The following is a 4063-nucleotide window of genomic DNA, read 5'->3' on the forward strand; positions in this document are numbered from 1 at the left end:
GGCCCAGCTGAAGCCGGACGGGTTCGACTGGCAGGTGCCGGGGCTGCGCGGTGAGCTCATCGCGGGACTGCTGCGGGCGCTGCCCAAGGCGATCCGCCGCAGCGTCGTCCCGGCCGCGGACTGGGCTGCCCGCTTCGCCGACGAGCTCGCCGGCGACGGTCCCGAGTCCCACGACGGGCTGCCGCCCCGCCCGCTGCGCGAAGCTCTCGCCGCACGGGTGCAGCGCGTGTCGAACCAGCCCGTCACCGCCGCGGACTTCGATCTTGACCGCGTCCCCGGGCACCTGTGGGTGTCGTTCCGGGCGGTGGACGAACGTGGCCGCACCGTGGCATCCGATCGCGACCTGCGCGCCCTGCAGGACAGGCTCGCCGATCGCGCCCGCGGAGCGGTGACGAAGTCCCTCGCCGCGCCGCGCGGCGACCGGCCGCCGCGTCCCGGCGCCGCCGGCTCGGCGCCAGGCGCCGTGCCCGGGCTCGATCCCGCGGGCGCTTCCGGCGTTGCGGGCGCGGGAGCCGCGGGAGCCGGCGTCGCGGAGCAGACGGGCCTGGTGGACTGGACGATCGGGGACCTGCCGGCGCTCGTCGACACGCGCGTCGCGGGCGGCGTGGTGCGCGGGTATCCGTCGCTGGTCGACGAGGGCGCCTCCGTCGCGCTGCGGATCCAGGCCACCCCCGAGGCGGCTGAGCGGCTGACCCACGCCGGGGTGCGCCGGCTGCTGCTGCTGACGGTCCCCTCGCCCTCCCCCTACGTGCTGGAGCATCTGACCGCGCACGAGAAGCTCGCCCTCGCGGCATCCCCCTATCCCTCGGCGAAGGCCCTCATCGAAGACGCGCGCGTGGCCGTCGCCGACGCCGTGCTCGCCCGCACGATGCCGGGGGCTGTGGTGCGGACCCCCGCCGACTTCACCCGAGTGCGTGCGGAATTCTCCCGCGTCGTCGTGGACGAGCTGTTCCAGACGGTGTCGCTGACCGCCCGCATCCTGACCGCCGCCCGCGACGTCGAGAAGGCGGTGCGCGCGCAGAACTCCATGACGCTGCTCGCCGCGCTCGGCGACATCAAGGGGCAGCTCGCGGGCCTGGTGTTCCCCGGCTTCGTCTCGCGCATCGGCATCGCCCGCCTGGCGCACCTGCCGCGCTATCTGGCAGGCGCCGCGGAGCGCGTCGCCCAGCTGGGCGACAACCCCGGACGCGACCGCCAGCGCCTCACCGAGTACGAGCGCATGGCCGCGCTGTATACCGAGGCCGGGGGGACGATCCCTCTCGCCGAGGATGCGCCGCCGAACCTCGCGCACGTCCGCTGGCTGCTCGAGGAGTACCGCGTGAGCCTGTTCGCGCAGCGCCTGGGCACCGCCGAACCGGTTTCGCCGCAACGGATCCAGAAGGCTCTGCGAGGATAGAGCCATTCCCCTACGGAAGAGGTTCCGATGTCCCGTGCGATCGTCTACACCGAGTTCGGTGATCCCGAAGTGCTGCACGAGATCGACGTGCCCGCCCGCGAGCCGGGTGCCGGGCAGGTGGCGGTGCGCATCCAGACCGCCGGCGTCAACCCGATCGATGCCAAGCTGCGCTCGGGACTGCGGGCCTCGGCGCCGCCGAGCGTCGACAAGCCCCGCCGTCTGGGGATGGATGCCGCCGGCATCGTCACCGCCGTCGGAGACGACGTCGACGGGTTCCGCCCCGGCGACCCGGTCGTGATCTCGGGCGTCAACGGCTGCTACGCCGAAGAGGTCGTCGCCGCCGCCGACAAGGTCTTCGCCCGCCCGGCCGCCGTCAGCGCCGCCATGGGCGCGGCTCTCGGCATTCCGGTCGGCACCGCCTACCAGTGCGTGCGGTCGCTCGCGATCGGCGCCGGCGAGACCCTGCTCGTGCACGGCGGGTCCGGCAGCGTCGGCCAGGCCGTCATCCAGTTCGCGCGCCTGGCCGGTGCCGACGTCATCGCGACCTCGTCCGAGCGTCGCGCCGACCGCGTCGCCGCCCTGGGCGCCACTCCCGTGATCTACGGCGAAGGGGTGGCCGACCGCGTGCGGGCCGTCGCCGGCGACGGCGTCACCGCGATCCTCGACTGCGCAGGCACCGACGAAGCGCTGGACGCCTCGTTCGAGCTGCTCGACGACCGCACCCGCATCGCGACGATCGTTCGGGGACCGGATGCCGAACGCCTCGGCATCCGCGCCTTCTCCGGCGGGGCCCCGTGGCCCCTGACCGCCCAGCAGCAGGCGTGGCGCGTAGAGGCGGTGCCGGTCGCCCTGGCGCTGATGGCCGCCGGCGCCTTCCAGGTGGAGCTCGGCCCGACCCTGCCGCTGGCCGAGGCCGCCGAGGCCCACCGCCTCGTGGCCCACGGCGTCGACGGCAAGATCACGCTCGTCCCCTGACCCACAAACGCGTCCGTCACACGCCGCCGGATGCCGCAACAAAGCGACACACGGCCGAAGCCCTCCGCGGGCCGGCGCGATGATGGGGGCCATGCCCGACGCCCCGTGTCCCTCGTTCGCGACCGCCCAGGTGCAGGCCGGATACGACCCCGCCGCGGTGCAGTACGCGTCGGTGCCGCCGATCTACCAGTCCAACGCCTACCGGTTCGGCTCCCTCGCCGAGGCGCGGGACCTCTTCGCTCTCCGGCGCGAGGGCAACGTCTACAGCCGCACCGGAAACCCCACCGCCACGGTGCTCGAGCAGCGGGTCGCGACCCTCGAAGGCGGCGCGGGCGCGGTGTCGGTGGCATCCGGGCAGGCCGCCGTCGCGCTCGCGCTGCTGACGCTCGCACGCCAGGGCGAGCACATCGTCGCGGCCCATCAGCTGTACGGCGGCACGATCTACCTGCTCGCCGATACGTTCGCCGACTGGGGCATCGAGGTCACCTTCGTCGATCAGGACGACCCCGCCGCGTGGCGGGCGGCCGTGCGCCCCACCACGCGGGCGTTCTTCGCCGAGACGGTCGCCAATCCCCTCGCGCAGGTGCTCGATGTCCGCCTCGTCGCCGACATCGCCCACGATGCCGGCGTGCCGCTGATCATCGACAACACCGTCGCCACCCCGTACCTGCAGCGCCCGAAGCAGCACGGCGCCGACATCGTCGTGCACTCGGCGACGAAGTTCATCGGCGGGCACGGGGCGGCCCTCGGCGGCCTCGTCGTCGACCTCGGCACCTTCGACTTCACGGCGGATGCCGCGCGCTGGCCCCAGCTGAACACGCCCCTGGCCCGCGTCCCGGGCGCGGCTCTCACCGAGCAGTTCGGCCCCAAGGCCTACCTCACGCTGCTGCGCACGAAGTACTCGCAGGACCTGGGCCCGTCGCTGTCGGCCTTCAACGCGTTCCAGTTGCTGCAGGGGCTCGAGAGCCTCGATCTGCGCATGGCGAGGCACAGCGCCACGGCGCAGACGGTCGCCGAGGCGCTCGGCACGCATCCGGCGGTCGCCCGCGTGCACCACCCCGGCCTGGCCTCCAGCCCGTGGCACGACGCTGCGACGCGGTACCTGCCGCGGGGCGCGGCATCCGTCTTTTCGTTCGAGCTGCACCCCGGCGCGGATGCCGACGACGACTTCACCCGCGCCGCCGCACTCATCGACCGGCTGCAGGTCGCGCAGCTCGTCGCCAACATCGGCGACGCACGCACGCTCGTGGCGCACCCGGCGTCGATGACGCACAGTCATCTGAGCCCCGCGCAGTTGGCGGCGGGTGGCATCACCTCGGCGACGATCCGGCTGTCCATCGGCTTGGAGGACCCCGCCGACATCGTCGCCGACCTCACCGACGCGCTCGACGCCCTGTCTCCCGGTCGCTGAGCGACGGCCCCACCGGTCGCTGAGCGAGCGACGCGCGACCAAACGCGAACGAAGGAGCGCGGCTCCCCCGAAAGGGAACCGCGCTCCGTCACCGCGTCGGGTCAGTTGCCCGAGCGCCGCTTGTTGTAGACGTCGAAGGCGACGGCCAGCAGCAGCACGAGACCCTTCACGACCTGCTGCCAGTCGGTGCCGATGCCCATGATCGACATGCCGTTGTTGAGCACACCGATGATGAGGCCGCCGATGATGGCGCCGCCGATGGTGCCCACGCCGCCCTGCAC

The 4063-nt window shown here is 73.4% G+C and carries 3 protein-coding genes and 1 pseudogene; 3 read left to right on the forward strand and 1 reads right to left on the reverse strand.

What is annotated here, in order from left to right; all coding sequences use genetic code 11:
• The 3 genes from NQ160_RS08870 to NQ160_RS08880 form a co-directional block, all read left to right on the forward strand.
• A partial coding sequence (locus tag NQ160_RS08870; RefSeq protein WP_257514867.1) for a DUF3418 domain-containing protein occupies nucleotides 1–1396 on the forward strand: 1396 nt, incomplete at its 5' end.
• Nucleotides 1397–1423: 27 nt separating this feature from the next.
• Nucleotides 1424–2371, forward strand: a complete 948-nt coding sequence (locus NQ160_RS08875; protein ID WP_257514868.1) for a quinone oxidoreductase family protein — start codon at nucleotides 1424–1426, stop codon at nucleotides 2369–2371.
• 91 nt (nucleotides 2372–2462) lie between these two features.
• A complete protein-coding gene (locus NQ160_RS08880; protein ID WP_257514869.1) occupies nucleotides 2463–3782 on the forward strand; it encodes an O-acetylhomoserine aminocarboxypropyltransferase/cysteine synthase family protein in 1320 nt (439 codons plus the stop codon).
• A 101-nt stretch (nucleotides 3783–3883) separates the two neighbouring features.
• On the opposite strand, the pseudogene NQ160_RS08885 reads toward NQ160_RS08880, so the two are convergent.
• Nucleotides 3884–4063 (reverse strand): annotated as a pseudogene (locus NQ160_RS08885) (sugar ABC transporter permease); the annotation flags it as partial.

The sequence above is a fragment of the Microbacterium sp. zg.Y909 genome (assembly GCF_024626565.1).